This is a genomic window from Methyloversatilis sp. S146-33, assembly GCF_059552495.1.
The window spans coordinates 82,614-108,116 of the sequence record NZ_JCANOT010000039.1 but is presented as its reverse complement, the minus strand read 5'-3'; the positions used below and the strand labels follow the sequence as shown (position 1 = coordinate 108,116).

The following is a 25,503-nucleotide window of genomic DNA, read 5'->3' as shown; positions in this document are numbered from 1 at the left end:
GCGTCAGACCGGGCGGCCGGTCAGCATGGCCAGCGCCAATGACAGGATGAGGCGGCCGCGCGCCAGCGGCGCCAGCGCGAAGGCCTGCGCGAGATCGCGCAGCGCGGCCGCGCGCTCACCGTCGCGGTAGCGCCACTTGGCGTAGTCGGCCAGCACGCCGGCCATCGCGGTGCGCCAGAACGCGCCACGGTCAGGGGACAGCAGCAGATCCCGGTTCTTGTTCATCACCTGCAGCGCGCTGCTGCGCATCACCTCGCGATTGCGGCTCATGCTGCCCGGTGCACGCAGGATGCACACCTGCGCCTCACGCACGCAGCCGAAACGGGTGATGGCAGCGAGACGCATCCACATGTCGATGTCTTCGAGACTGCGCAAGGCGGCGTCGAAACCTCCGGTCCGCGCGAACAGCGTGCGCTGCGCCATCACGGCGGAGCCACTGCCGGCGACGGTGGCGTTGGTGGCGAAGATGTCGCGCAGGATGGCGCCGTGCGCGCCGCTGTCTTCCCAGGTGCCGACCTGCCTGCCCTCGGGATCGACGATCAGCGCCGCGGTCGAGCAGAAACCGATGTCGGTCTGCGCGTCGACCAGGTCCAGCTGCGCGGCGAGCTTGCCCGGCAGCCACCAGTCGTCGGCGTCGAGAAAGGCCACCCAGTCGCCGGTCGCGGCGGCGATGCCGGCGTTGCGCGCGGCGGACAGCCCGGCGTTCTGCTGTGTCACGACGCGGATGCGATCGCCGTAGCCGGCCAGCACCGTGGCGGTGTCGTCGGTCGAGCCGTCATTGACGACGATCAGTTCGAAGTCACGAGCGGTCTGTGCCAGCACCGAGTCGATGGCGCGGGCGACACACCAGGCCGCGTTGTACGCGGGGACGACGACGCTGACGCGCGGGCCGCTCATGCGCCGGTGTCGTAGCCGAGACGGGTCTGCATCGGCGCGATGCGGTCGAGGATGCGCTCGATCAGTTCCGGGTTCTGCTGCTTCCACTTCGCCTTCGCCGGCTTGCCCTTGACGATGCTGGTCGGGCGCTGGTCCAGCGTGCGGCAGCGCTGTTCGATGTCCGGCGTGAAGTCGAGGTCGAGCCGCGCATAGACGTCGCGGAACATGTCGACCGGCCGCTCGAACAGGTCCTCGTAGCGCAGGTGTATCCAGCGGTCGGCCGGCAGTGCGGCGGCGGCGTCGAGCGCCAGCTGGTTCGCGCTGATCCACTGGAAGGCGCACACCTCCTCGATCGACGCGTGGTTGTAGGCTTGCCAGCCGGGCGCGAGGAAGAAGGCCCAGTCGGTGTACTCGCCGCCGTTGATCGCCACCGGCTCCGGGAAGTCGCCGAGGAACTGCGACAGATGGAAGTCACCGTCGGTGCGGCCGAGGCGCCAGCCGTCGATCATCGAACTGATGTTGTCGCGGCCGTCGCGCTGGATGAAGACGAACTTCGCCTCCGGGAACAGCGCGTGCAGGTAGCCGACGCGCATCACGTTGATGCAGGTCTTGTCGAGCACGCGGCCGCCGCCGAGCCGGCGGTAGAAGAAGCGCAGCGCGGCGTCGCGGTGTTCCGGCTTCGCGTGCTCGGCGCCGGCGGCTTCCGAATGCCAGCCGTTGTTGAGCGGACCGTACAGCTCGTTCCAGAACTGCGGGATTTCGAAACCGAGGTTCACCAGCTGTTTCGACGCGCCGATGGTTTCGAAGGTGACCGTGGTGCCGGAACGCGAACAGCCGACCAGGAAGACCGGCGGCTGCGGCGTCGGGCGGGTCAGATCCCACCACAGGCCGCGCGCGTCACGCTGCAGTTCGACGATGTTCTTGGCGACGATGTCCGGATCGCGCAGCTTGGCCAGTTTGTTCAGCATCGAGGTCCGTTCAGCGATTCTTCAGTGCGCCGTGCAGCTCGCCCAGCGAGGCGGCCAGGCGCACGAGGTAATGGCGGCGGCGGTTGGCCGTCAGTGACGTGGCGGCCGAGCCGAAATAGCCGAGGGCCTTGCGCACCATGTAGGCGGCCGGGCGCACGCCATCGACCTGGGCGACCGAGGACGAGCGGATGAAAGCCTTGCGCACGACGTAGCCGGTGCGCAGCCGTGCGCCATCGACGAAGTGATACTGCACCATGTCGGGTGCGTAGATCAGGCGTGCGCCGAGAGCGAGGCCGCGCTTGACCCATTCGATGTCCTCGGCGCCGCCGAGGTTGTGCCCCTGCGGGCCCAGTTCGGTCGAGAAGCTGCCGATGCGTGCGAGCCAGACGCTGCGTACGGCGAGATTGCCGCCGCCGGGAATCGCCTTGCCGGTGGGGACTTCGATACAGTCGTCGCCGAGATCGAAGCGCGGAACCGGCAGCGGATAGACCCGGTAGGGACCGGTGTCGCGCGCCCAGTCCGGCTCGCTGCCATCCCAGTCGGGCAGGATGCGGCCGCACAGCAGGTCCGCTTCCGGGTGGCGGTCGAAGGCGGCGCAGACGGCTTCGATATACCCGGCGTCGACCCGGTGGTCGTCGTCGACGAAGGTGACGCAATCGGTGGTGATGCCGGGCAGTGCGCGGTTCAGTGCATTCGACTTTCCCGGGCGGGGCTCGTGGTCGAAGTCCAGCGGGATGCCGTGTTGACGCTTTGCCAGCCAGTCCAGGGTGTCATCGGAACAGGCGTTGGCCATGACGCGTATGCGCACGTCCCAGTTCGCCGGGAGGCGGCAGGCATCGAGCGACGCCAGAGCCCGCGACAGCAGTTCACGCCTGTCGTGGGTGCAGATCAGTACCGTCAGCGTGTGCATTGCAATGGCGGGCAGGTCAGGCGACCGCGCCCGGCGCCGTCGTCGCGCTGCGGCCGCGCCGGCGGTAACCGCGCAGCGCGCCGAAGGTGTGGGCCACGTTCATGCCCTGGCGCAGCGTGCCGCGCTGACCGGTCAGCATCATCTTCATCCATTGGCCGGTATGCGACACCAGCTGACGCACGAGGAAGGGCGGCACGCCGAGCAGCTCGCGCTCGGCACGCGGCATCCGGTGCTCGCCGAAACGAAGGCCACCACGGTAGTGAAGGCGCACGAAATAGCTGCGCTTCAGGCGCCAGGTTTCGACGAAATGGTCGACCACCATGTCCGGCCGGTAGCGTAGCCTGAGCTTACGTTCGAGCAGGGCGCGGAACATGATGGCGTCCGAGCCGCCACCGATCACGTTGCCGATCCGGTCGAAGCGCTTGTCGAAGCGCAGCGTCGGGTCGTCACGGAAAATGCGCATGTCGTAGGCAACGTTGGCGGTCCACACCGGTGTCGTATCGTCCTTGATCCAGAACGCGTCCGGGCCGTGATTCACTTCTGCCAGAAAGCCGAGCAGGTCGTCCTCCAGCCAGTGCGGACGTTGCCCCGGCGCGAAGCTCACTTCGACGCGGCCGCCAGCGCACTGCGCGCCTTCGACGGCGATCGCATGGTGAGCCGCAGCGACCAGACCCGGATGCGGCAGTTCGTCGTCGTCCATGAAAATGAGGATGTCGCTGTCCATCGCTTCGGCGAGTGCGCGGTTGCGCGCGGGCACGATGCCCTGCGTCGATTCGGTCACGTAGCGCAAGGGCGCACCGGGCTGGGCGGCCAGCTTCTCCAGTACGGCCAGCGTGTCGTCGCTGCTGTTGTTGTTCACCACCAGGATTTCGAACGGAACGTCTGCCTGCTGGGCGCGCATCGCGGCGACCAGCGCATCGAGGCGATCGGCGCGGTTGTATGTGCAGAAGGCGAAGCTGATCATGCGGTCATCCCTGTTGTTTGCCCGCCCGGTCGCCGCGCATGACGCGCAGCAGCGCGCGATGCAAAGGCAGCGGCAGCAGTGCGGGCAGCATGTAGAGCCAGTCCTTCGGGCGGCCGTAGCCGCTGGCCATGACGGCCCGGAACAATGAGCGGGCAGTCTCCGTGTCGCCCTTCCAGTAACTGACGTAGCCGCGGTGCAGCAGCTCGCCGCTGGTCAGTGCGCGAACACGGCTCCGGCCAAGCTGCTGCGCGATGTCCGGGTGCGCGGCGAGAAATTTTTGCTGCGCACGCAGGTGGTTGAAGGCGATGCGCGAGCGGTTCTTGGTGATCTGCTCGCCATCGTGGAAGTGATAGAAGGCCAGCACCTCGGGCACACGGACCAGAGGCATCACGCTGCCCAGCCGCAGCCACAGGTCGTAATCCATGCACGAACTGAGCGCGGTGTCGAAGGCGCCGTGGCGGCGGATGGCCGCCATGCCGAGCATGGCGCCGTGGATGGGCCAGCGGCAGCCGCCGAGCAGTTTCTCGATCTTGTCCGGCGTTTCGTATTCAGGCGGCACGAAGGGCTGGCTGCCCTCGCGGCCGACGCCGATGTTCTGCCAGCCGCAGTAGGCGAGCGCTTCGTCTTCGCGGCCGGCCAGCGCGGCCGACATGCGTTCCAGAAATTCCGGGCGCCAGGTGTCGTCGGAATCGAGAAAGGCCAGCAGACGGCCGCGCGCCTGCGCGAGCCCGGTATTGCGCGCCGCGGCGGCGCCAGCGTTTGCCTGCTGCAGCGGCACGATGCGCGGGTCGGCGGCGGCCAGCGCCTGCATCAGTTGCCAGGAGTCGTCGCGCGAGCCGTCGTCGACGATGATCAGTTCCCAGTCGCCGCGCGTCTGCGCCTGCACGCTGGCCACGCTCTGCGCGAGGTGGCGGGCGCCGTTGTAGCACGGCATGACGATGGAGATGGCAGGCGTCACGCCGCGTTGCTCCGCAGGACTGGAGGCGACAGGGTTGCGGAAGGGGCGAAGGACGGTCGGACGGCGGCGGTCACGGTAGGTGGGCGGATGCGCGAAACTCTTGAGCGTCCCGGAATGCTAGCAGCGCTTGCCGATAACGGCTCTGGTATACGTCACGGCCCGCGGCGGTGACGTCGACGCCCCAGGTAGGCGCCCCCTCCGACATCAGTTGTGCGGCCATGTCGCGGTTCACCGCCACCGCGTAGTGCGAACCGTCGTAGGTGTTGTCGGTTCGCGCCGTCTGCTCGCCGGGCAGCGAGAAGTCGATCAGGCGCGGGAAGTGCCGGGCGGTCGCGTACAGCGCGTCGAGATAGCCGTCCAGCAGGCCGTGGCGCTCCATTTCGTCGATGCGCCAGGCACTGACCGGCGGCACGTAGGCGAGCACGCGGGCGTCCGGAAAGCGGCGAGCCAGCTCGCCGTACAGGCGCGCGTTGGCGCTGTCGAACGGAATCGACGGGCGACGCCGGGCGTCGCTGCGCTGCAGGCCTTCCGCGCTGCGGAAGCGCGCCGGGTCGAAGGCGGGGGCGTCAGCGCGGATGACACAGTCGAAGTTGCGGTCGTAGTAGCGCGGCGTGCCGGGCTGGGTCAGCGCCTGCCAGGACAGCGCAAGGCTGCCGGCCGACAGGTAGTCCGCCAGCACGCCGGGCGGCGGGCGCAACTCACGGACGAAGTCCGGAATCGACGGCGGATCGCGCCCTTCGCGCAGGAAGTTGAAGCCATCGACGCCAACAACCACCAGTTTCGGCCGCATGCCGAGGTGGCGCAGGTAGTCGGCGTAGGCGACGAATTCCTCGATCTGTCCGCTGGCGAAGGACAGGTTGAAGCAGCGGTGCGGCGAGAAGGCGTCACCCGGCATCAGCGTGCCGCGCGAGCTGCCGAAGATCACGCAGTCGTAATCGGCCAACCGGCGCCGCAGCAGGTTGATCTTGGACAGGCGCTCGTTGAAGTGCGGATTGACGCCGCTGAAGCGGTTGCCGCTGAAATGCCACAGCGGATCGACCGCCGCATTGATGGCGAAGGCGAGGGCGCAGACCGCCGCCGCGCTGAGTGCCGTCAGGGCCATGTAGCGGCGGAAGGAGATCTGCGGTCGGCTCATGTGCGTCAGAACTGGAAGTACAGAAACTCGCTGACGCGATTCAGGTGCAGCAGCGCGAAACCGAAGGCGCAGCCCGCGCAGATCGCCGTCAGCCGGGTCGGTCGCCAGGCCAGCCTCGCCGCCTGTGCGCGTTCGAGCGCGGGCTCGAAGCGCGCCATGATCTGCTGCGAACTCGGTGCCAGCCAGACGATGGCAAGCAGGCCGGCGATCCAGAAGGGCGCATGACCGGACGGGTCGAAGGCGGTGACCGGCACACCCTGTGTCACGCTCAGACCGGCCGCCTTCAGCGCGGCGGTGAGCTGCCAGGCCAGCGGCCAGTTGGCCGGCACCTGCAATGCGGCCTGGCCGCGCATCGCGTCGATCATTCGCCAGGCAGCGTCGAAGTCGCTGGCGCGGAAGAACACCCAGGCCAGCACGACGGCGACGAAGGTGAGCGCCGCGCCGGCGAGGCGTTCGGCGCTGCCGGCCGGGCGAGCAAGGATGCGCGCACGCAGTGTGCGCCAGCCGTGATTCGCGCACAGATAGACCCCGTGCAGCGCACCCCAGACGACGAAGGTCCAGCCGGCGCCATGCCACAGGCCGCCCAGCACCATGGTGAGCAGCAGGTTGATGTAGCGGCGCAGCGGCCCGCGCCGGTTGCCGCCCAGCGCGAAGTACAGGTAATCGCGCAGGAAGCGCGACAGCGTCATGTGCCAGCGCCGCCAGAATTCGATCATGTTCGCGGCCTTGTAAGGCGAATCGAAATTCAGCGGCAGGCGCACGCCGAACATGCGCGACAGGCCGATCGCCATGTCGGAGTATCCGGAAAAGTCGAAGTAGAGCTGCAGCGTGTAGGCCAGAGCACCGCACCAGGCTTCGACGATGCCGGGCTGCACGCCATTGCCTGCGGCCGAAAAAACCGGCGCCACGTATGCCGCGATGCCGTCAGCCAGCACCACCTTCTTGAACAGCCCGATGATGAACATCGTGCCGCCGACGGCGACGTTCTCCCAGCTGAAGCGGTAGGTCGCCGCGGCGGCGAACTGCGGCATCATTTCCTTGTGATGTAGCACCGGCCCGGCGATCAGGTGCGGGAACCAGGTCACGAACAGGCCGTAGTGAATCGGGTTGCGTTCCTTCACTTCGCCGCGGAAGGCGTCGACCAGGAAGGCGATCTGGGTGAAGGTGAAGAAGGACACGCCGAGCGGCAGCACGATGTGTTCGAGCTGCCAGCCGAAGTCGCCGACCGCGTTCGCGCTGTTCACGACGAAGTTCGCGTACTTGAACCAGCCCAGCAGCGCCAGGTCGGCGACGATGCCCAGCCACAGCAGACGCTTTGCGCGTGCCATCGCGCCGGCCGCATGCGCCGAGGAGATGGCCGAACCGACCGTGAAATTGAAGGCGATCGAGGCGAGCAGCAGCAGGACGTGTATCGGTTCCCACCAGCCGTAGAAGGCGAGCGAGGCGATGAACAGCCAGCCCGCGGCGATGCGGCGGTTTGCGCGTGCAAGCAGGAAGAAACCGGAGAAGCTCAACGGCAGGAAAACAAGCAGGAATTCCCACGAGTTGAACAGCATTCCGGCTCAGCCCCTTCCGTGCAGAAGCCGGCGCAGTGTCGCCGGCCAGCCCACGTCGTTGGTGCCGGCGGCCAGCTTGCGCATGAAGCTGCCGGCGCCGTCCGTGTTGTACAGCGTCAGGCGGCGCAGGCCGTAGAGATCGCCGTCGCGCAGCGCCCAGCCGGTGCGCGTGGTGCAGGCGCCAGCATAGCCTGCGTCGCGCACGGCGGCAGCACAGCGCGCGTCCCAGGCGCCGTAGGGGTAGGCGAAGCTGCGCACCGGCTTACCGGTGATGTCTTCCAGCACAACGCGCGAATCGCGCAGCTCGCTGGCCAGTGCGCCGTCCTCGAGCGCGGGCAGGCGGAGGTGATTCACCGTGTGCGAGCCGATCTCGATGCCCGATTCCGCGAGGGCACGCAATTGCGCGCGGTCAAGCAGCGTCAGCGGTGGCCGGTTTTTGGCGCCCCAGCGGGGCGCTTCACCGATCGAGCCGGTCACGATGAAGCAGGTGGCCCGCATCTGCCGTTCGCGCAGCAGATCGAAGGCGGCCAGATTGTCGGCGTAGCCGTCGTCGAAGGTGATAACCGCGACCCGGCCCTGCCAGCGCGATGGATCGACCAGCAGTTCGCCCATGGTCGGAGTCGCCCAGCCACCGGCCGCAAGGATGTCCATCTGCGCGCGGAACTGCTGCATGGACACCGCCCACGGCCAGTCCGGCCGGCCGCTTCCCGCGGCCACCGAGTGGTACATCAGCATGACGGGGCCGTGCCCACCGGCCCGGCGCAGAAGCAGGCGCGAGACCGGATCGCTCATTTGCGCGGCTCCGCACGCAGGAAGGGGATCTTCGCCTTCCATTTCTGCCGCTCGCCGGCCAGCGCTCCGATCGGCAGGAAGAGGAAACACAGCCCGTAGACGGCCGCGCTGCAGCCGCCGACGACGATCAGGTGCAGCAGCTCCGGCAGATTGCGCGCGTAGTGCTCGAGCGGCAGTGCGACGGCGACCATCAGGACGGCCAGCAGCAGCGCCGGCATCAGCGCGCCGAACAGTTCGCGCCAGCGCGTGTCGAGGCAGCGCGAGGCCAGCCAGTACATATGCGTGGCGTTATAGACGGCGACCGCGATCAGCGCCGCCGCGACGCCGTTCAGTCCGTACTCGAGGCCAGCCAGCGTGGCGCCGCCGGTCAGCAGCAGCAGCGCGATCTGCACCTTCAGTTCGCGGTGCAGCCAGTTGCGTGCGGCCAGTACCGCCCCGCACAGGTTGGCGATCATCAGGAAGGGGCTGGCGATGGCCAGCAGCGACAGCGGCCCGGCGGCTTCGATCCAGCGCGCGCCGTACAGCACGTTCATCATCGGCGCCGCCAGCAGGTGCAGCAGCACATAGAACGGCGCCGCGTACACGGCGACCAGCCGGATGCTGTGCAGGAACATGTGACGCGACTTCGCGTCGTCGTGCTGCTCCCGCGCCAGGGCGCGGAACAGCACCTGATAGACCGAGCCGACGATGAACATGTTGGGCATGCGCACCAGGCTGTCGGACTTGTTGAACAGACCGACCGCGCTCATGCCGAGCGTGCGGCCGAGCACGAAGTTCGACGCCTGGTTGCGCAGATACACGACGATGTCGTTCACCGACACCAGAAAACCGTAGCGCGCCAGTTCTCGCCCGCGTGCGAACTCGAAGCTCAGGCCAGGCCGCCAGCGCGCAATGAATGCCAGGGCGGTGGCATTGGCGATCGATCCCGCCATGCCGCCGAGCACCAGACTCCAGACGCTCCAGCCGGCAAAGGCCAGCCCGATGCTGGTGCCGCTGGCTACGAACAGCGTGATGACGCGGGCGACGGTCTGTGCCTTGAAGCGCATTTCCCGATGCAGGATGCTGTTCGGCAGATTGACCAGCGGGCGCGTGATGAAGGTGAGTGCCGACACGCGCAGCAGCTGCTCGTAAAGTGGCGTGTCGTACCAGCGGGCGAACCAGGGTGCGGCGCAGAAGAACACCGCGTAGATGGCGATGCCGATCAGCAGCTGCAGCGTGAACACCACGTCGTAGTCGTGCTTCGTGGCCTCCTTGGCGCGCACCAGCGCCTGACCCATGCCGCCGCCGGAGACGAAGCCGGCCAGGCCGGTGAACACCTGTATCGTCACCAGCATGCCGAATTCGGCCGGCGCGAGCAGGCGCGCCAGCACGATGCCGAAGGCGAAGGTGAGTATCTGGATGCTGGTGTTGCCCAGGAAGAGCCAACCGACGCTGTGTCTGAAGCTGTGACTGGCGGCCATGCGGGCGAATGAAGGGGCAGGTTCCGGAAGGTCCGCCTCTGCGGCGGGAGTGAGCGCGAAAGTATCGCATCAGACGGGGCCGATGCCTTGCACACCCTGTCACGCCGTGACGCAGGCCAGCGTTGCCGGTCTGAAGCCAAGCGTTAGCTGCGTCGCTGTTCGCGCCACGCTTCGCGTGGTCTACTGTTCGACCTTGTGACCTACCGGAGAGACCTTGCATGCTTTCGTCGATCCCGCGATCCCCAAGCTTCCCTCGCTGGCGCTACCTTGTCTGGATGCTTCCGCTGTTCGTCTTCTCCGCAGACGTCGCGGCGCGCCGGAACGAGACGACCAACTGGACGGATCAGGACTTCGCGTTGTATCCACCGTTCTGTCGCGCGCGTATCGAACGCGAGCCGAAGGAACTTGTGGATTACTGGACGCAGCGACTGGGCCCCAAGAACTACCTGCACATCCACCACTTCTGTTTCGGGCTGAAGGCGCTGAATCTGGCTTACGCCAATCTGAACAACAAGCAGCAGCGCGAGTTCATGGCCAATGCCGTGGTCGGCAACTTCAACTACATCATCGACAGCACGGAAAGAACCTTCTATCTGCGACCGGACGCCTACGTGAATCTTGGCCGCGGCCACCAGCTCCGCGGGGAGTACGACATTGCACGGCAGAAGTTCTACGAGGCGCTCAAGCTCAATCCCAAGCTGGTCGACGCCTGGGTCGCGATGAGCGACATGTACTACCAGGCGGGCAAGAAGTCGGATGCGCTGTCGGTGCTCATGCAGGCGAGTGAGTACTGCGGCGAGAACAAGAAGATAGACCTGCGCATCGCCGAGATGCGTGCCGCCGGAATCAAGCCGGCGGCGATCGAGGTGGTGCCCGTTCCCAAGCCCAAGCCGGCGGAAGCGCCGCCGGCTGCAGAGGGCGCCGCGGCTCCGGAAGCGGCGCCGGCCGCCGAGTCGGCGCCCGCATCGGAGCCGGGCGCGACGACGGCGCCCGCGGCTGAGCCAGCGCCCGCAGCGGCCGAGTAAGCCTCCTCAGTCGGCGCGCAGCCGCCTGAGCAGCAGCGCCAGGTGGCCTGCCCGCGGTGCCAGGCGCAGCGATCGGATGAAGTCTCGCCAGAATCCGGGCGCGGCACCTTGCGTCGCCCAGCAGCGGTCGAACAGGGCATTGCCCAGCGCGCGCCCGAGCAGTCGGCGATGTTCGGCTTGCAGCAACGGCTGCAGCCGCTCGAACAGCGCGCGTTTCATTTCCACGTCGTGCTCGTGCATGCGGCTGGCCAGCGCGGCCTGTGAGAAATAGCTCTGACCGTCACGCCGCCACTGGTAGAGCGGCCGATCGACCAGCACGCAGCGCAGCCCACGTGCCGCCGCCTCAAGCGCCCAGGCCGATTCGGGCCAGTGGTCGTTGCCCATCGGGCTGACCGCATCCAGGACGGTGCGCCGGAAAACCGGATGCTGGAATGCAGCCGGCACGCCGAGCAGCAGCGCCGCAAACAAGCGACCATCGAACGTGATGACGCATTCGTCTCCGGCGCGGGCGTTCGCGAGGCGCAGCGTTCGTCGTGTCGCGCTCCGCTGTCGCAGATTGACGTCTTCTGCCTCGTCGCCGAACGCGTCTACGCCGATGAAGGCCACGTCGGCGTCACGCAGCGCCTGTGTGGCGGCGGACAGGGCTTCCGGCGCCAGCCTGTCGTCGTCGTCGAGCTGGGCGATCAGTTCTCCGCGGGCGGCGGCGAAGCCGCTGTTGCGCGCAGCGGCGACGCCGCGCGGCTGATCGTGGCGGACCAGGCGCAGCCGCCCGTTGACGACGGCTTCCAGCGCAGCGGCATCGATCGGCGGCGTCGAGCCGTCGTCGACCACCACCACTTCCCAGTCGGTACAGGTCTGTGCGGCGATCGAGGCCAGCGCCTCGCGCAGCAGTGCGGGCCGGTTGTACGTCGGTATCACCACCGACACGCGCGGCGCGGCGTTGTCTGAGATTGCGCTCATGTCCGCCAGGCCGCGACGCGATGGCGCAGCGCCTGCCGCCACTCGCCACGCTGTCGCGCCAGCATCGCGGTGCCGATGTAGGCGTCGCGCAGGGCACGCCGGGCCGCCGGCAGTGCCCTGGACATGTCTGCTGCGCGCAGATGGGCGCACAGTTCCCGCAGCGCCTGGATGTCGCCGCGCGCCTGCTCGTAGCGGTCGCCCGAGGTGTTGTTGGCGTGCTGGCGGTAACTCACCAGCGTTTCCGCCTGATAGAGGAAGGGGGCGTGCGCGGCCGTGCGCAGCCACAGGCTGTAGTCGTCGGCCCAGAAGCCGCGCTGTGGCAGGAAGCCGCCGGCCGCCTCGTAGGCGCTGCGGCGGACCATCACCAGCGAGGCACTGAGAATGAAGTTGCCGTGCAGCAGCGCGTCGAGGATGCGGCCGCTGCCGCGCAGACCGTAGCCCGAACCGGTGGCGGCCAGCAGCTTGCCGTCAGCGTCGATGCGCCGGTGATCGCAGTAGGTGGCACCGGCGTCCGGAAAGCGCTGCATCAGGTCGACCTGGCGCGCCAGCTTGTCGACGTCCCACACGTCGTCCTGGTCGATGAAGGCAATCAGTTCGCCGCCAGCAGCGTCGGCGCCCGTGCGACGTGCGTGCGCCTGGCCGTGATTGGTCTGCGACACGAGCGTGATCCGGTCGCCGTAGCGCTGCAGCAGCGCAGCGCTGCCATCGGTCGAGCCGTCATCGACGACGACGACGCGCGCCGCGGGCAGACGCTGCACGAGCACCGAATCGAGGGCTTCGGCCAGATGTGCTGCGCCGTTGAACACCGGCATGACGACGCTGATCGACGGCGCAGCCATGGCGACTCAGCGTTGAGGTCGCGCCACGAAGGCGAATTGCTGCGGCTTGAATTCGGCCAGCCAGCGATCGAACAGGCGGAATGCGAGGCGGCGCAGCGGTGACGGCGACCACCATGACTCGTTGATGCCCTCGACGGTATCCACCCGGTAGCCGCAGTCCTCGATCATGCGCAGCGCGCTCTTGCGGGTGAAGAAGCGCAGGTGGGTGCGGTCGCGCACGCCGCGGCCTTCGTAGCGGAAATCTCGCTCGAACAGCATGTGCTCGACGTTGTCGACGTGCAGCAGATTGGGCAGCGAAATGATGACGACGCCGGCCGGCGCCAGCCAGCGCTGCGCCAGTTCGAGCGTGTGCCACGGCGCTTCCATGTGCTCGAGCACGTCGTTGAACACGATGGCGTCGAAGTGGCCGTCGGGCAGCGCGCAGCCTGCCGCCATCGGCTCGGCGAGCACGTGGTCGAGCCGGGTTGCTGCCAGCGCGGCGGCGTCGGCGGCCGGCTCGATGCCCCATACCTCGATGTCACGCACCTGTTTCAGCGCGTGGCCGAAGGCACCGGTATGGCAGCCGACGTCGAGCAGCCGGCGCGCGCATGCGGGCACGAAGCGCTGCATTTCGCTGCGCGGGGAATCGGGGTAGCGCTGGATGTCGCTCACGGATCAGAAGTCGAAATAGATGAAACGCTGCGTGCTGCCGCCGAAAATTACCACACACAGTATCGCGGCCGCATAGACGCCACCGCGCAGCAGCGGGGTCACCCGCGACCAGCGTTCGAGGCCGCTGGCGCAGGCGCTGACGATGCGTGATTCGAGCAGCACCAGCACGCAGGTGAGCAGGGTCAGCAGCCACACATAGCTGCGCACGGTCGGCGGACTGGCGTCGCTGCCGGCCAGCCCGGCCATGCGGGCGCACATGTCGAAGGCCTGTGTGGTCGATGCGGCGCGGAAGAACACCCAGGTGATCCAGACCACCACCATGCTGCAGCCCCAGGCGAGCACCGCATAGGCGGAGCGCCCGCTGGCGGACTGCGGCTTTGGCAGCCAGGGCTGGACGACGCGGTGCGCCACCAGCCAGGTGCCGTGCAGGAAACCCCAGATGACGAAGGTCCAGGCGGCGCCGTGCCACAGGCCGCCGAGCACCATGGTGATCATCAGATTGGCCAGCGTGCGCGCGTAGCCGGCGCGGTTGCCGCCGAGCGACACATAGAGGTAATCGCGCAGCCAGCGCGACAGCGTAATGTGCCAGCGCTGCCAGAACTCCTGTGGGCTGCGGCTGATGTAGGGGTAGCGGAAATTGCGCGGCAGGTCGACGCCGAAGCCGCGCGCCAGACCGATCGCCATTTCGCTGTAGCCCGAGAAGTCGAAGTAGATCTGCAGCGCGAAGGCGGTCACCGCCAGCCAGGCGGTGGCGGTGTCCAGCCGCGACGGATCGGCCCACAGTTCGTCGGCCAGACCGGCGAAGTTGTCGGCGAACAGTATCTTCTTGATCAGCCCGCCCATGAAGATGAGCGCGCCCACCTTCAGATCGCGCGCCTGCAGCGGCCCGAGGCGCTCCAGCTGCTCGACCAGTTCCGACGCACGGAGGATGGGGCCGGCCACCATGTGCGGGAAGAAGCTGATGTACAGCCACCACGAGCGGAAGGAAATGCGCGTGGTCCACTCGCCGCGATAGACGTCGATCATCACCGACAGCATGTGGAAGGTGTAGAAGCTGATGCCCAGCGGCAGCGCCCAATGCGTCCAGTGGCTGTCGAGGCCGGTGTCGGTGTGGCCGGCGAAGGCGGCGACGGCGATCGCCGTGTCGATCAGCATGCCCAGGTACTTGATGCCGCCGAGCAGCGCCAGATTGAGCACCAACGCGACCACCAGCGTGCGCTTGCTGCGCGTGCGAGACAGCGCGCTGTAGAACAGGTAGTTGATGCTGACCGACAGCACCAGCAGGATCAGGTAGGCCGGTTTCCACGAGGCGTAGAAGATGAGGCTGCCGGCCAGCAGCACGACCGCGCGCTGCGGCTGCGTGCGGCACAGGCCGTAGATCGCCAGCAGTGCGGCGAGAAAGACGAAGAAGACGGGCTGGCTGAAGATCATCGTGCGGTGTCCTTGCGCCAAGCTGCGCCCAGTGCGGCGCTGTACAGGCGGGCGCCGCCGTCGTTCAGGTGACCGGGGTCGGCGAAGTGGTCGGGTTCGAGTGCTGGTACATCGACCCGGAGCCAGCGCGCGCCGAGCGCTTCCAGCGCCGGTGTGACGCCGGCGTAGGGGCCGGCTGCGGCGCCGGGGCCGAAGGCCGATTCGCGGCCGAACAGCGGCGTGGCGATCAGGTGTACGCGCACGCCTGCCTTGACCAGGCGATCGACCAGCCTGTGCATCGCATCGACCATGCGCGGATCAGGTGGCGCACGCGTGCCCGCCTCCTGCGCCATCAGCTGTTCGCGGTTCTGGAAGCGGCCCTTGAAGCCGGCGCGGTAACCCATGTTCTGCGCGGCGCCGCCGCCCACCGGTTCCACTTCGCCGACCGTCGCCTCGGCGAAGCGCAGCAGTTTGTCCGGTTCGCGCAGTTGCCGCAGATTGCCGCTGTAATACCAGGTGCGCAGCAGCGATCCGAACAGTTCGGCATGGAAGCCGCCGTCGAGCAGCGCGTCGCGCTTGGCGAGAAAGCCGTAGTAGCCGAGCGAGTCCTCGTGCTGGAACAGCGTTTCGTCCAGCGTGATCAGTACGTCACTGGGGCGGGCGCCGGCTTCGAGCAGGCGGTCGGCCACGCCGTGCAGCACCAGTGCGTTGGCACCCGGCATGCCCAGGTTGAAGGCGCGCACGCCGCTCGGCGATCCGGCCGCGGCGAGCAGGGCGTCGGGCGCGATGCCATTGTCGGCGCGGCTGTTGCCGAGCACCAGCAGCGATGGCCGGGCGTGTTCGACAAAATCGATCTTGTCGGTGGCGCGACCGACCGCGAACACGGCGCGGTAGCGTTGCAGTACCGCGTCGCTGTGCAGCGCCAGTTCGAAGCAGGCCAGCAGGGCCAGTGCAATCCAAGCCGCCGGACCGAGCGCGGCCGTCCATCCTCTGTTCATCGGGATACCCAGGCGCGAAGTTGATCTATCCATCCGGCGGCTGGCGCGCGCGTGCCTTCGCCCTCGACGGTGAGTGTGCGGCGGCTGCCGTCGGCCAGTGTGACGGTCGCCTCGACCGCCAGCCGGTCGTGCGGGTAACGCAGCGCCAGCCGGCGGCCGGGCAACGCGATGTCGGCGACGATGCCGTCGGGCTGTTCGGTCACCTGGGCGTCCATCGGCGGCAGCGTGCCCAGGCCCGGGCGCAGCACGACCAGGAAGCGGTCTTCCAGCGCCGGCGCGGCGGGCGAAATCTCCAGTCGCCAGGCGCCCGGATCGAGATCGGCCGGGCCGCGCGCGATATTGGCGGCCAGCGTGCCGTTCTCGTCGAAGTTGCGGCCGTCGACGAAGAACTCGAAGCCCTTGCCGCCGATCGGCACGATGCGCGCGTCGCGCGGGTAGAGCACCTCGCCCTCCAGCCGCGGCAGGCCGGCGACCTGCATCACCGGCGCGCGTTCGATCACGAAGCGCCGGCCGTCGATGCGCGGCGCCTCGGCGCTGTGCAGCAGCCAGCGCTTGGCGAACTCGGCGCGCGTCGATTCCAGCGTGTCCTGCACGACCAGCATGTCGGCCGCCCGGTCATAGACGAAGATGCGCCAGGCGCGCTCGACCCGCCGCGTGCGGTGGTGGAAGCTGTGGGCGCCGGTCTGCGCGCTGGTGTAGGCGGCGGTGATGTCGGCCAGCGCGATCAGCAGGTCGTCCTGCTCGACCACGCGCACCATGCGGCCGGTGTGGAAGTCGTCGTACTTGCTGCGCCAGTCCTCGATATCCATCGGCGCGGCGTGCAGGTCCCAGCCGGAACCGACACGGCGTTGGCCGCCGTCGTTGGCGATGGTGCGCGGCTTCTTGTTCTGGCGCGCCGGCATCGGCAGCGTGTCGGCCGGGTCGGTCACCGTCAGCGTGTTGTGGGCGATGGTCTGGTAGTGGTAGTTCAGATGGTGGTCGGTGCCGTAGCCGCAGTAGCAGCCGCTGTCCAGGGCCAGCGGCGCGCCCTTGTACAGCGTGAAGCTGCCCTGGTCGAGATGGCTGTGCGACCAGTAGTTGTCGCCCGCCTTGAAGCTCAGGTGGGTGGCGTCGTCGCGCCAGCTGCTGCGGACGAGCAGCCAGCCGAGGCCGTCGGCGTAATGGGTGAGCGGCTGCGCCTGCACCGCGGCGGGCGAGTACAGCGTGGCGTCGGTGAGCGGACCCCAGGGCCAGGAGGTCGGAGCCGGCTTGCCGTCGGGCTTGCCGTACAGCGTGTAGGCGGCCGCGTGGCGGTATTCGAGCGCCAGCGCCAGTGCGTCGTCCACCGCTCGGCGGCCGAAACGGCCGTCGCCGATCTTGACGCTGCTGCCGTCCGGCAGCTGGCGCATGACCAGGAAGTCGAGGAAGCCGCGCAGCGCCGGCTCCTGCCGGAACAGGTCCTCGCCGGTGGCCGATCGCCACATGGCCGGCAGCTGATAGATGGCCTGGCCGATGCCGATGCCGACGTATTCGTTGCCTTCGTGCCAGCCGCCGTTGCGCCCGCCGATCTGCCGCCACACCGGCAGCACGCGGTTGATCCAGTAGTCGTAGGTGAAGGCCATCACCGGCGCGGCGCGCGGATCGTCGCCGTGGATGGACAGCGCGCACGCCATCAGCGCCTGGAAGGGCGCGTTGTACAGATAGACGTTGTACGGCGACAGCGCCTCCATCCGGATGACGCGGATCTGGTGATTGCAGGCCTCGATCACCTTGTCCTTCAGCTTCGGCATCAGCTCCGGCGGCACGCGGTCGTGCAGCCAGTCGTAGACCTGGGCGATCGGCTTGGTCTGCGCGTGGCCGCGCCAGTTGGGCTTCATGCGGACGACGCGCTCGACGATGACGCGCACATCCTGCGTTTCCGGCGCCAGCACCGCCGCCTCGATGGCGGCGCTCAGATCGCCGCTGCCGCCCTTGGCGCGCCTGACGAGCTGAGCGATGTAGTCAGGGTTGTCGGCGCGCAGGCGGGCGATATCGCCCGCTGACGGGTAGGGCAGGCGCGGATGCGCGTGGCGGAAGCCGGGCAGGGCGGGCACTTGCAGTTCCTCGGGCAGCGGCAGCGTCGGTTTGCTGCGCGCGGAGGCGAGTACGGTCGGTGGCGGCGTGCGTGCGAGCGACCACACCGCGCTGGCGCTGCTCAGCAGCAGTGCAGCGACCAGCGTGAACGCCAGTCGCGGGCGCACCGGCGAGCGCGGCCGCGGCGCCTCACCGGCTGCCGGCGCCAGATGCCGGACCGTCAGCACGGCGCCGGCCAGCGCCATCGCAACCGTGGTGATGTCGGGCGTGCGGCCGGGCACGTACTGCTGCATCCATTCCAGACCGAAGGCAAGGCCGCCGCAGCTGAGCACGATGCCTGCGGCGGCGCCGCGTCCGGCGCCGGACAGTCGGTGCAGCGCCGCCGCCAGTGCGACATAGGGCCAGAAGGTGTCGATCAGCACACTCAGCCCCTGCATCGGATTGTTCAGGTGGGCGACGAAGGGCGTCCAGTTCAGTTGCCGCAGGGCGCCGGGCTCAGGTGTCAGTTCGACGATGGACAGCGCCAGCACCATGGCCAGCGCCGCCAGCGCCGGGCGCGCCGGTTTGAGACGGCGCGGCAGTGCCAGCCCGAACAGCAGGCCGGCCGCCGCGCCGGCCAGTGCTTCGGCCGACAGCTGGCGACTGATCACCGCCACCTTGAGCAGCAGCACTGCCAGCACGAACAGCCACAGAAAGCGCGTCAGCGACGCCGTGCGCTGGCGGGCGTCGCGCGCCAGCAGCGCGAGGGCGAACAGTGCCAGCGCGTAGCCAGCCATGCGCGCGAAATCGAAGCTGGCCGGATCGCCCAGTGTGGCTGCCAGCGGTGCGAGGCCGTTGCGCAGGGTGCCGAGGTCGAGCGAAGGCACGAAGGGCGACAGCTGCGACAGGGCCCAGCCGGCAATGGCCGCGAGGGCCAGATCGGCGTCGCGCGTCGGCTGGAAGCTGCGCGCGCGCCAGGCCTGCAGGCGGGCAACCAGGCGCCAGCGCGGCGTCAGCAGTGCGGCGATCGTGGCACCGACCAGCCCGCCGGCGGTGTTCAGTATGAAGTCGGCCAGCGAGGGCACCCGCTGCGGCAGATGCGCCTGCGCAGCTTCGACCCCGAAACTGAGGGCGGCGGCGAACGCCGTCGCCAGCGCGATCGACAGCAATGCCGGCCAGCTTCGCGTGAGCCAGCGCAGCCCGATGCCCAGCGGTATGTATATGAGGGCATTGACGACCAGATCGGGCGCCGACAGCGCCTTCGTGTTCCACACGCCGAGAAAGGCCAGCGCGTCGGCGGTCGGTCGCCAGCCGGTGAACGGGTAGAGGCTGCCCCACAGGATCAGCGCGGTATAGACGACGCATGCCGCGAGGACGTTCCGGGTGTGGCGCGCTTCGAAGGGCATGGATGGAGGCGAGGGGGCTGGCTGACGGAGGACGTGCGCGGCGATTATCCGGACCGGCACCGGCGGCCGATAGGGGGTGGCGGCGGCTTGTCGCTGCCGGAAGTGCCATCAGTCACGATCGGCGGCGGGCCGGAACGCGAGTCGGCGGCCGGTCTGTGCGAAAGTGCGCACCCGGAGGAGGGGACGATGTACGAGCTTTGCGGGGCATTGCTGCTGTGGGCGGTGGCGCTTTACTGCGTCAGGCGCGATCTTGCGCGCGCCTGGGCCGAGCCCTGCCTGCGCCACCCGGTCATGGTGTTCGAGGGCGACGACTGGGGTTACGGCCCGCTGGAACAGGCCGATGCGCTGCGCGACATCGCGCGCGTGCTGTCGGCGCATGCCGATGCGCAGGGCCGTCACCCGGTGATGACCCTGGGCGTCATCCTGGCCGGCCCGGACGACGCCCGGCCGGACGAGGCCGAAGCCTGCGTCGCACTGGACGACGTCCGGCTGGCGCCCGTGCTGGCGGAAATGCGCGCCGGCGTGGCGCGCGGGGTGTTCTCGCTGCAACTGCACGGCATGCAGCACTATCACCCTGCAGTGCTGGACAAGGCCTGCGCGCAGGATCCGGCGCTGCAGGCGTGGCGACGCCAGCCCTTCCCGGCCACTGAAGACCTGCCGTCGCCCTTGCAGAGCCGCTGGACCGACGCCTCCAGCCTGCCGTCGCAGGCGCTCGAAAGGACCGACATCGTCAGTCGCGCGACGGCCGAGGTATCGACTTTCGCCCGCATCTTCGGCGTGATGCCTGCGGTGGCCGTGCCGCCAACCTTCGTCTGGAACGATGCGGTGGAGGCCGCCTGGGCGGCGGCCGGCGTGTGCGCACTGGTCACGCCGGGCGAGCGCTACGAGCGGCGCGGCGCCGACGGCCTGCCGGTCGATAGCGGCCGGCTCTACCGGAACGGCCAGCGCTGTGCTTCCGGGCTGACGGCGCTGGTGCGCGACGATTACTACGAACCGGTGCGCGGCCACCGCGCCGACCGCGGGCTGGAGGCGCTGGCGCGCAAGTGGGCGCAGCGACGCCCGCTGCTGCTGGAAACGCACCGCTCGAACTTCGTCGGTCGGCAGGCCCGGCACCAGGACAGTCTGGCGGCGATCGACAGCCTGGTTGCCGAGGCCAGAAAGCGCTACCCGACGCTGTGTTTCGTGTCGGTCGAGGCGCTGGCCGACGCCTACGCGACCGGTGGATCGGCGCTGCTCGATCATGGCCTGCCGGCCCGGCTCCGGGCCTTGCCGTCGCGTCTGCTCACCACGGGGCGCCGGCGCAAGGTCCTGCTGTTGCTCTGTGTCCTGACGGTGTTTGCGGTCGCGCTGACGGTCTGAAGCCGCCGCCGGGCGCCGGAATGCGCTTTTCCATTGTGGAAATTTGTGTCTCCCGGCCGCGCCGGTAGCCCTGAAACGGCGTCGCAACGTGCGTTAGTTATCACCGCCCTGGTGCGCCGCGGCCTCTTGTGACCAGATTCACGCGTGATCCCCGGTTCAGCCCATATCGTTCGCGCTCAACAAGCCGGCGCCCCCGCGTCGGGACAATATTTGCGGCTGCTCCGAAGCATCGTCCGGGCGGCCGAAAAGGGGTTGATTGTGGTCAGACTGTTCAGTCACTACGTACCTTCCGTCACGCTCATGAGACTTATCGCCGAGGCGATCGTGCTGTTGATCGCCGGTTTCGGCGCCGCCTGGATCAGCGCGCCCGCCAGCATGGAATCGCTGTTGCCCGCGCTGTTGCCGGCTTCGGTTTTCGCCATCCTGATGACGCTGCTGATGAGCGCGCTGGGCCTGTACCAGCGGGAACAGCCGCGCAACCTGTCCGAACTGGTCGGCCGCGTGCTGTTCGCCTTCCTGCTCGGCCTGCCGGTTGCCTACATGGTGTTCCGCCTGCTGCCGCAGGGCAGCGTCGCGATGCCGGCACTCGATGTGTCGCTGTGCATGGGTTTCGGCGGCATCCTGCTGCTGCGCGCGGCGTCCTTCCTGCAGGCCGACGGCGCCGGCATGTTCACGCGGCGCATCCTGGTCGTCGGTACCGGCGCCGAAGCGGCTTCCGTCTGGGCCAGCGTATCGACCTCGGCCAGCGCCACCCACACCATCGTCGGTTTCGTGCCGGTCGGTGCTGAAGAGGCGATCGAAGTGCCGGCCACGCTGGTAATGCCGGAAGGCAGCTGTGTCATGCAATTGGCCCGCGATCACCGCGCCAACGAAATCGTCGTGGCAGTGCGTGAGCGCCGCGGTGGCGTGCTGCCGCTGCGCGAACTGCTGGACTGCAAGCTGGCGGGCGTCACGGTGAATGACCTGTCGAGCTTCTTCGAGCGCATGCGCGGCCAGGTCCGTCTGGACACGCTGCGTGCCAGCTGGCTCATCTACGGCGACGGCTTCCGCCAGGGCTTTGCCCGCAGCGCGGTCAAGCGCGTGTTCGACATCGTCGCCGCCAGCGTGCTGCTGGTCGTGACTGCGCCCATCATGCTGCTGGCGGCCATCGCCATCGCGATCGAATCCGGCTTCCCGGTCATCTACCGCCAGGAGCGGGTCGGTCAGGGCGGCCGTACCTTCAAGGTGCTCAAGTTCCGCAGCATGCGTCTGGACGCCGAAGCCGACGGCAAGCCGCGCTGGGCTGGCAGCAACGACGACCGCATCACCCGCGTCGGCCATTTCATCCGCAAGACCCGCATCGACGAACTGCCGCAGATCTTCAACGTGCTGCATGGCGACATGAGTTTCGTCGGCCCGCGCCCGGAGCGTCCTTTCTTCGTCGATCAGCTGACCGACCAGATCCCGTTCTACGCCGCCCGTCACAGCGTCAAGCCGGGCATCACCGGCTGGGCCCAGGTGCGCTACAGCTACGGCGCTTCGGTCGACGACGCGGTGCAGAAGCTGCAGTACGACCTCTACTACGTGAAGAACCACACCCTCTTCCTCGACATCCTGGTGCTGCTGCAGACCGTGCGTGTCGTGCTGACCGGCGACGGCGCCCGCTGATCGTCGCCCCTGTGTCCGGCCGGCCGCGCGCTGCGCGCCTGGCGGGTCACGGGCACAATGCGGTTCATTGCAACACTTCTGACGCCGCGTCCTGATGGATTCCCTTCCCGCTGCCTTTGCGCTTTACGCATACGCTGCGGCCGCGCTCGGATTCGCCGCCTTCTGCCTGCAGCTCTTCATGAGCGCCAGCCGGTCGCCGCGCGCCCGCCTGCTCGGCTGGTGCATGGTGGGCGGCGCGCTGTGGTGTGCCGCCATGACCGGATTCGTCTGGCGCCCCCATCCGCTCTGGTGGACGCTCGCGCACGCGGCCGATGCCCTGCACTACCTGCTCTTCCTGTTCTTCCTCGCCGCCTGCGTCGTCGACCCGGACGGGCGCCAGCCGCTGAGCGATCTGGTACGCAAACCTTCCTGGCTGATACGGCTGGCCCTGATCACGGTCCTGCCCTGCGCGCTGGCTTATGCCGCGCTGTCCTGGGTGCTGCCGCGCGACGCGGGCGTGCTGGTCTGGCTGATGGGATGCGGCCTGGGGTTGAGCCTGCTGGGCGCGGTGATGACCGAGCAGTTCTACCGCAACACGCCGCAGCAGTGGCGCTGGGGCGTCAAGCCGATGACGCTGGGTCTGGGCTTCACGCTGGTGTTCGACCTGTATTTCTTCTCCGAAGCGCTGATGTTCCGCGAGCTGGACCCGACCCTGTGGGCGGTGCGCGGTCTGGTGCACGCCATCGCCATCCCGCTGTTCGCGGCGTCGTCGGCGCGCATCCGCGAGTGGTCGATCCGGCTCAATGTGTCGCGCGAAGCGGTATTCCATACCTCGGCGCTGGTGATCACCGGCGCGGCGCTGCTCATCATCGCGTTGGCCGGCTACTACGTCCGCTTCTTTGGTGGCGAGTGGGGCGCGGCACTGCAGACCGTGGTTTTGGCCGCCGGTGCGCTCGGGCTGGTGGCGTCCATCGCCTCGGGCAGCGTGCGCGCCTGGCTGCGCGTGTTCGTGAACAAGCACTTCTTCAGCCTGCGCTACGACTACCGGGCCGAGTGGCTGAAACTGGCCGACACGCTGTACAGCGCCTCCAACGTCGACACCCTGCGCGAAGCGTCGATACGGGTGATGGCCGATCTGGTCGAAAGCCCGGGCGGCATGCTGTGGCTGCGCAACGAGCAGGGCGTGTACGCGCCGGCGGCACGACTCAACCTGCCGGCCATCGACGCGCGCGAGCCGGCCGACAGTCCGTTGATCGCGCTGCTGCTCGGTCGCATGTGGGTGGTCAATATCGAGGAGCATCGCTCGCGCCCCGGCGTGTACGGTCATATGCGCCTGCCGGAATGGGTGGCGCAGATCCCCGAGGCCTGGCTCATCTGCCCGCTCGGCAGCGAGGACATGCCGCTCGGCTTCGTCGTGCTGTGCCGCCCGCGCGCCCTGGTCGACCTGAACTGGGAGGTGCGCGATCTGCTGAAAACGGCCGGCCGCCAGGTGGCTGGCGTGCTGAACCAGACGCAGGCGATGGAAGCGTTGATCGAGGCGAAGAAGTTCGAAGCCTTCTCGAAGATGAGCGCCTTCGTCGTACACGACCTGAAGAACCTCATTGCCCAGCTCACGCTGCTGCTGCGCAACGCACAGAAGCATCGCGACAACCCGGAATTCCAGCAGGACATGCTGGAGACCATCGAGCATGCGGTCGGCCGCATGAACAGCATGCTGCTGCAGCTGCGTTCCGGCACCCAGCCGATCGAGCAGGCGGCGCCGGTGTCGCTGACGCCGCTGCTCGAAAGGCTGCACCGGTCGCGCGCGCGCAGTGGCTGTGCGCTGGCGCTCGAAGTCGAGAGCGGACTGGTGATCCGTGCTCATGAAGACCGGATAGAGCGGGTTGTTGGGCATCTTGTGCAGAATGCACTGGATGCCACGCCGCAAAACGGTAAAGTCAGCATCAGGGCGCGCAGCGGACAGGAAGGCGTCGTGGTCGAGGTCGAGGACAACGGCTGCGGCATGACCGAAGAGTTCGTGCGCGAGCGCCTGTTCAAGCCGTTCCAGTCCACCAAGGCGAACGGCATGGGCATCGGCGCCTATGAAAGTTTCCGCTACATCCAGGATCTGGGTGGACGCATTGAAGTAATCAGCGAGCCGGGGCGGGGCAGCCTGTTCCGGCTCGTGTTTCCTCAGCAGACGGCCGCGGTGGCCGTCGCCTGACCGGGAGTGACATGGCTGACAAGGGTCGTACGCTGTTGATCGTCGAGGACGATCCTGCGCTGCAGAAGCAGATGCGCTGGAGCTTCGACGATTACGAAGTGGTGCTTGCCAGTGACCGCGAATCGGCGCTGGCGCAGATACGGCGCCACGAACCGGCGGTCATCACGATGGACCTGGGTCTGCCGCCGGCGCCGGACGATGTGACCGAAGGCATGGCCCTGCTCGGCGAGATCATGGCGCTGGCACCGCAGTCCAAGGTGATCGTGCTGACCGGACAGAACGACCGCGCCAACGCCTTGCGCGCGATCGGCATGGGCGCCTACGACTTCTACGCCAAGCCCTTCGAACCCGAACTGCTGGCGCTGCTGATCGAGCGCGCCTTCCGCCTGCACGATCTGCAGGCCGAGAACACACGCCTGGCCAATCAGAACCTCGGTGTCGAAGGCCGCTTCATCACACGCGACGCGAATATGCTGCGCGTGCTGCGCACCATCGAGAAGGTGTCGGCGACGCGCGCCACCGTGCTGCTGCTGGGCGAGAGCGGCACCGGCAAGGAGGTGCTGGCGAAGACGCTGCACGACCGTTCGGAGCGTGCCGGCGAACGATTCGTCGCGATCAACTGCGCGGCCATCCCCGACAACCTGCTCGAAAGCGAGTTGTTCGGCTACGAGAAGGGCGCCTTCACCGGCGCCACCAAGCAGACGCCGGGCAAGATCGAAGTGGCCAACAAGGGCACGCTTTTCCTCGACGAGATCGGCGACCTGCCGGGCCCGCTGCAGGCCAAGCTGCTGCGTTTCCTGCAGGAACGGGTGATCGAGCGGCTGGGCGGCCGCGACGAGATTCCGATCGACGTGCGCGTGGTGTGCGCCACCCACCAGAACCTGCAGACGCTGATCGGCGAAAGCCGTTTCCGCGAGGATCTGTATTACCGCCTGGCGGAAATCGTCGTCACCATTCCGCCGCTGCGCGAACGCGAGGGCGATGCCGCGCTGCTGGCGCATTCCTTCGTCAAGCGCTTCGCCGGTGAGCAGGGGCGCAGTTCGATGTCGCTGTCGCGCGAGGCGGTGGCGGCGATCGAGGCGCACAAGTGGCCGGGCAATGTGCGTGAGCTGGAGAACTGCATCAAGCGCGCCACCATCATGGCCGACGGCAACCAGATCATGGTGCCCGACCTGGGCCTGAAGCCGGCGGAAGAGAACGGCAGCTTCTTCAATCTGCGCCAGATCCGCGAGGAAGCCGAGCGCAAGGCCGTCGTCAGCGTGCTGGCGCGCGTCGACGGCAATATGGTCAAGGCCGCCGAAATGCTCGGCGTGAGCCGGCCGACCCTTTACGACCTGATGAATCGTTTCGGCCTGCGCTGAAACCGACCTGGAGCA

Annotated in this window: 20 protein-coding genes; 5 read left to right on the top strand and 15 right to left on the bottom strand. The window is 68.1% G+C overall.

The window, feature by feature from the left end:
* Positions 1-3: 3 nt before the first annotated feature.
* The 9 genes from AC51BJ_RS17160 to AC51BJ_RS17120 all read right to left on the bottom strand — a co-directional run bounded on the left by AC51BJ_RS17160 (position 4) and on the right by AC51BJ_RS17120 (position 9,619).
* The gene (locus AC51BJ_RS17160) at positions 4-897 is read right to left on the bottom strand and encodes a glycosyltransferase family 2 protein (RefSeq protein WP_496281046.1); all 894 of its coding nucleotides are present in this window, start codon (positions 895-897) and stop codon (positions 4-6) included.
* Positions 894-1,844, bottom strand: a complete 951-nt coding sequence (locus AC51BJ_RS17155) for a sulfotransferase family protein (RefSeq protein ID WP_496281045.1) — start codon at positions 1,842-1,844, stop codon at positions 894-896. Before AC51BJ_RS17155 ends, AC51BJ_RS17160 begins: the two co-directional genes overlap by 4 nt.
* 10 nt (positions 1,845-1,854) lie before the next feature.
* Positions 1,855-2,754 (bottom strand): glycosyltransferase family 2 protein, encoded by a 900-nt coding sequence (locus AC51BJ_RS17150; protein ID WP_496281044.1) that lies wholly within the window; start codon positions 2,752-2,754, stop codon positions 1,855-1,857.
* A 16-nt stretch (positions 2,755-2,770) separates the two neighbouring features.
* A complete protein-coding gene (locus tag AC51BJ_RS17145; protein WP_496281043.1) occupies positions 2,771-3,718 on the bottom strand; it encodes a glycosyltransferase family A protein in 948 nt (315 codons plus the stop codon).
* Positions 3,719-3,722: 4 nt separating this feature from the next.
* Positions 3,723-4,676, bottom strand: a complete 954-nt coding sequence (locus tag AC51BJ_RS17140; protein ID WP_496281042.1) for a glycosyltransferase family 2 protein — start codon at positions 4,674-4,676, stop codon at positions 3,723-3,725.
* A gap of 70 nt (positions 4,677-4,746) precedes the next feature.
* Positions 4,747-5,811: a hypothetical protein gene (locus tag AC51BJ_RS17135; protein WP_496281041.1), complete on the bottom strand. Its 1,065-nt coding sequence runs from the start codon at positions 5,809-5,811 to the stop codon at positions 4,747-4,749.
* Positions 5,812-5,816: 5 nt separating this feature from the next.
* Positions 5,817-7,367: an MBOAT family O-acyltransferase gene (locus tag AC51BJ_RS17130; protein WP_496281040.1), complete on the bottom strand. Its 1,551-nt coding sequence runs from the start codon at positions 7,365-7,367 to the stop codon at positions 5,817-5,819.
* A 6-nt stretch (positions 7,368-7,373) separates the two neighbouring features.
* Complete coding sequence (locus AC51BJ_RS17125; protein WP_430435151.1) at positions 7,374-8,159, bottom strand: polysaccharide deacetylase family protein; 786 nt, start codon at positions 8,157-8,159, stop codon at positions 7,374-7,376.
* A complete protein-coding gene (locus AC51BJ_RS17120; RefSeq protein ID WP_430435150.1) occupies positions 8,156-9,619 on the bottom strand; it encodes a lipopolysaccharide biosynthesis protein in 1,464 nt (487 codons plus the stop codon). The genes AC51BJ_RS17125 and AC51BJ_RS17120 overlap by 4 nt, the downstream gene beginning before the upstream one ends.
* 275 nt (positions 9,620-9,894) lie before the next feature.
* Between AC51BJ_RS17120 and AC51BJ_RS17115 the strand changes: the two genes are divergently transcribed.
* Positions 9,895-10,644 (top strand): tetratricopeptide repeat protein, encoded by a 750-nt coding sequence (locus AC51BJ_RS17115; RefSeq protein ID WP_496281039.1) that lies wholly within the window; start codon positions 9,895-9,897, stop codon positions 10,642-10,644.
* Positions 10,645-10,650: 6 nt separating this feature from the next.
* Here AC51BJ_RS17115 and AC51BJ_RS17110 read toward each other — a convergent pair whose 3' ends face one another.
* From AC51BJ_RS17110 to AC51BJ_RS17085, 6 genes are read right to left on the bottom strand one after another with little or no spacing between them, the layout of a single operon-like run.
* Positions 10,651-11,604 (bottom strand): glycosyltransferase family 2 protein, encoded by a 954-nt coding sequence (locus AC51BJ_RS17110; protein WP_496281038.1) that lies wholly within the window; start codon positions 11,602-11,604, stop codon positions 10,651-10,653.
* On the bottom strand, positions 11,601-12,443 hold the full coding sequence (locus tag AC51BJ_RS17105) for a glycosyltransferase (protein WP_496281037.1): 843 nt from the start codon (positions 12,441-12,443) through the stop codon (positions 11,601-11,603). Before AC51BJ_RS17105 ends, AC51BJ_RS17110 begins: the two co-directional genes overlap by 4 nt.
* A 6-nt stretch (positions 12,444-12,449) precedes the next feature.
* The gene (locus tag AC51BJ_RS17100) at positions 12,450-13,094 is read right to left on the bottom strand and encodes a class I SAM-dependent methyltransferase (protein ID WP_496281036.1); all 645 of its coding nucleotides are present in this window, start codon (positions 13,092-13,094) and stop codon (positions 12,450-12,452) included.
* A gap of 3 nt (positions 13,095-13,097) precedes the next feature.
* Positions 13,098-14,525 (bottom strand): MBOAT family O-acyltransferase, encoded by a 1,428-nt coding sequence (locus tag AC51BJ_RS17095; RefSeq protein ID WP_496281035.1) that lies wholly within the window; start codon positions 14,523-14,525, stop codon positions 13,098-13,100.
* Positions 14,522-15,502: a hypothetical protein gene (locus tag AC51BJ_RS17090; protein WP_496281034.1), complete on the bottom strand. Its 981-nt coding sequence runs from the start codon at positions 15,500-15,502 to the stop codon at positions 14,522-14,524. The genes AC51BJ_RS17095 and AC51BJ_RS17090 overlap by 4 nt, the downstream gene beginning before the upstream one ends.
* Positions 15,499-18,939, bottom strand: coding sequence for a VanZ family protein (locus AC51BJ_RS17085; RefSeq protein ID WP_496281033.1), 3,441 nt, complete (start codon positions 18,937-18,939; stop codon positions 15,499-15,501). The genes AC51BJ_RS17090 and AC51BJ_RS17085 overlap by 4 nt, the downstream gene beginning before the upstream one ends.
* 186 nt (positions 18,940-19,125) lie before the next feature.
* Between AC51BJ_RS17085 and AC51BJ_RS17080 the strand changes: the two genes are divergently transcribed.
* The 4 genes from AC51BJ_RS17080 to prsR all read left to right on the top strand — a co-directional run bounded on the left by AC51BJ_RS17080 (position 19,126) and on the right by prsR (position 25,488).
* Positions 19,126-20,298 (top strand): hypothetical protein, encoded by a 1,173-nt coding sequence (locus tag AC51BJ_RS17080; protein WP_496281032.1) that lies wholly within the window; start codon positions 19,126-19,128, stop codon positions 20,296-20,298.
* 300 nt (positions 20,299-20,598) lie between these two features.
* The gene (locus AC51BJ_RS17075) at positions 20,599-21,945 is read left to right on the top strand and encodes a TIGR03013 family XrtA/PEP-CTERM system glycosyltransferase (protein ID WP_496281031.1); all 1,347 of its coding nucleotides are present in this window, start codon (positions 20,599-20,601) and stop codon (positions 21,943-21,945) included.
* 94 nt (positions 21,946-22,039) lie between these two features.
* Complete coding sequence (gene prsK, locus AC51BJ_RS17070) at positions 22,040-24,127, top strand: XrtA/PEP-CTERM system histidine kinase PrsK (protein WP_496281030.1); 2,088 nt, start codon at positions 22,040-22,042, stop codon at positions 24,125-24,127.
* 11 nt (positions 24,128-24,138) lie between these two features.
* Positions 24,139-25,488, top strand: coding sequence for a PEP-CTERM-box response regulator transcription factor (gene prsR / locus AC51BJ_RS17065; protein ID WP_019916780.1), 1,350 nt, complete (start codon positions 24,139-24,141; stop codon positions 25,486-25,488).
* Positions 25,489-25,503 lie beyond the last annotated feature (15 nt).

Coding starts and splice junctions, on each gene's coding strand:
- AC51BJ_RS17160 (WP_496281046.1), bottom strand. CDS start 897: ATGAGCGGCCCGCGCGTCAGCGTCGTCGTCCCCGCGTACAACGCGGCC.
- AC51BJ_RS17155 (WP_496281045.1), bottom strand. CDS start 1,844: ATGCTGAACAAACTGGCCAAGCTGCGCGATCCGGACATCGTCGCCAAG.
- AC51BJ_RS17150 (WP_496281044.1), bottom strand. CDS start 2,754: ATGCACACGCTGACGGTACTGATCTGCACCCACGACAGGCGTGAACTG.
- AC51BJ_RS17145 (WP_496281043.1), bottom strand. CDS start 3,718: ATGATCAGCTTCGCCTTCTGCACATACAACCGCGCCGATCGCCTCGAT.
- AC51BJ_RS17135 (WP_496281041.1), bottom strand. CDS start 5,811: ATGAGCCGACCGCAGATCTCCTTCCGCCGCTACATGGCCCTGACGGCA.
- AC51BJ_RS17130 (WP_496281040.1), bottom strand. CDS start 7,367: ATGCTGTTCAACTCGTGGGAATTCCTGCTTGTTTTCCTGCCGTTGAGC.
- AC51BJ_RS17125 (WP_430435151.1), bottom strand. CDS start 8,159: ATGAGCGATCCGGTCTCGCGCCTGCTTCTGCGCCGGGCCGGTGGGCAC.
- AC51BJ_RS17120 (WP_430435150.1), bottom strand. CDS start 9,619: ATGGCCGCCAGTCACAGCTTCAGACACAGCGTCGGTTGGCTCTTCCTG.
- AC51BJ_RS17115 (WP_496281039.1), top strand. CDS start 9,895: ATGCTTCCGCTGTTCGTCTTCTCCGCAGACGTCGCGGCGCGCCGGAAC.
- AC51BJ_RS17110 (WP_496281038.1), bottom strand. CDS start 11,604: ATGAGCGCAATCTCAGACAACGCCGCGCCGCGCGTGTCGGTGGTGATA.
- AC51BJ_RS17105 (WP_496281037.1), bottom strand. CDS start 12,443: ATGGCTGCGCCGTCGATCAGCGTCGTCATGCCGGTGTTCAACGGCGCA.
- AC51BJ_RS17095 (WP_496281035.1), bottom strand. CDS start 14,525: ATGATCTTCAGCCAGCCCGTCTTCTTCGTCTTTCTCGCCGCACTGCTG.
- AC51BJ_RS17090 (WP_496281034.1), bottom strand. CDS start 15,502: ATGAACAGAGGATGGACGGCCGCGCTCGGTCCGGCGGCTTGGATTGCA.
- AC51BJ_RS17085 (WP_496281033.1), bottom strand. CDS start 18,939: ATGCCCTTCGAAGCGCGCCACACCCGGAACGTCCTCGCGGCATGCGTC.
- AC51BJ_RS17080 (WP_496281032.1), top strand. CDS start 19,126: ATGTACGAGCTTTGCGGGGCATTGCTGCTGTGGGCGGTGGCGCTTTAC.
- AC51BJ_RS17075 (WP_496281031.1), top strand. CDS start 20,599: ATGAGACTTATCGCCGAGGCGATCGTGCTGTTGATCGCCGGTTTCGGC.
- prsK (WP_496281030.1), top strand. CDS start 22,040: ATGGATTCCCTTCCCGCTGCCTTTGCGCTTTACGCATACGCTGCGGCC.
- prsR (WP_019916780.1), top strand. CDS start 24,139: ATGGCTGACAAGGGTCGTACGCTGTTGATCGTCGAGGACGATCCTGCG.